Raw genomic sequence first — 1,299 nt, 5'->3', positions numbered from 1 at the left:
CCTTTAAGCGTTTCGTCGGCCGTGAGAGTGGGTACACGGTAGACGAGATCGCTATGAATCCGGTGTATTTCTCGATCAGAACCATAAAGGCCACGCTTTCAACACTGGTGCATGAGATGGTTCATCAGTGGCAATTCCATTTTGGCGAGCCTGGCCGCCGTGGCTATCACAACAAACAGTGGGCGGCCCGGATGGAACGGGTAGGACTAATGCCTTCTGATACCGGCGAACCGGGAGGCAGGAAAGTGGGCCAGAGCATGACCCATTATATTATTGCCGGTGGCCCTTTCGATATGGCCTGTGATGAACTGCTGACAGGCCATTTCCAGCTTTCCTGGATGGACAGGTTTCCGCCTTACCAGCCTAAGCCTGGCGCTGTGCTAAGCCCTACAGGAAAAGGCTATATTGACGACGAGGAAGATGATAGCGAACACGAACAGGAGGTGGAGGAAGGGCGCGACCCGGTTGAACTCGACGACGAGATCATAGAGGCCATGCGATTTGTAACCCCACCGCCTGAAGCACCGGTGAACAAAACAAACCGGGAAAAGTACAGCTGCCCGGTGTGTCATATCAATCTCTGGGGTAAACCGGGGATAGTGGTTTACTGTGGTGGCGAGCACTGTAATAAAGCCGCGTTAGTAGTCTTAAAATAAAGTCCTTTCGGACTTTATTTTTTTTCCATTTCCGAGGTCGTGATGTTATTAATGCTGTACTTCGCGGCTTCTTTTAAAACAGTTTCAGCAAGGCTTGCTGGTATCCAGACCTGAACTAATTTTAATGGTTCGCCGTTCTCGGCTTTAAGAGTGGTGTTCTGGTACAAATCCCAGATTCGCTTAACGGTGCTGGAAATGTTTTGCTTGGAACGGCCTACTCGCATGGCTACGTCTGATGATTTCTCACCTTTGACAAGCACGGAATAGCCAATATCTGTTGTGATGTGTGCAAAGGAAGCCATTTGCGGCAGCAGCTGTTTCCATTCTGTTTCTGAAATTCTGTTTTTCTGAGCCATCTGTGGCGCCTCCGTAGTTTTGGTTACAGAAAGGATATACTCAGAATAAACAGGGGTCAATACAAGTACGATTTTTATAAACTTTATTTTATTTGAGGGTGAGGCCCGGTGCGGCAGCAGCGCGGGCCTCGATGGTGCCGCGAAGGTGCTGGCGCCATGCTCGGATTAAAACATGAACCGTGAAGAACTGCGAAACTTGTTTTCGCGGTTCTGAGGGGTTGACCGAGCCGCGAAGCGGCGCTGGTAAGCGATGATATGCACATATCCACAGGCATATTTTTAAAAGG

At 49.7% G+C, this 1,299-nt stretch carries 3 protein-coding genes; 1 reads left to right on the top strand and 2 read right to left on the bottom strand.

The window, feature by feature from the left end; genetic code table 11:
• The coding region (locus QMN93_RS25920; protein WP_323630746.1) for a SprT-like domain-containing protein at positions 1 to 656 on the top strand (656 nt) is incomplete at its 5' end.
• Between the two features lie 14 nt (positions 657 to 670).
• On the opposite strand, the gene ardK is transcribed toward QMN93_RS25920, so the two are convergent.
• Both ardK and QMN93_RS25910 read right to left on the bottom strand, forming a co-directional pair.
• A complete protein-coding gene (gene ardK / locus QMN93_RS25915) occupies positions 671 to 1,012 on the bottom strand; it encodes an antirestriction protein ArdAB regulator ArdK (RefSeq protein WP_016359298.1) in 342 nt (113 codons plus the stop codon).
• Between the two features lie 88 nt (positions 1,013 to 1,100).
• Positions 1,101 to 1,299, bottom strand: a 199-nt coding sequence (locus QMN93_RS25910) for a hypothetical protein (RefSeq protein ID WP_204528427.1), incomplete at its 5' end; no start/stop codon positions are given.

The organism is Enterobacter sp. R-1.6.2, assembly GCF_035064085.1.
Lineage (GTDB): Bacteria > Pseudomonadota > Gammaproteobacteria > Enterobacterales > Enterobacteriaceae > Enterobacter > Enterobacter asburiae_B.
Note: the sequence above shows the minus strand (reverse complement) of the source record. Positions and strands in the feature narration are given on the sequence as shown.

Coding starts and splice junctions, on each gene's coding strand:
- ardK (WP_016359298.1), bottom strand. CDS start 1,012: ATGGCTCAGAAAAACAGAATTTCAGAAACAGAATGGAAACAGCTGCTG.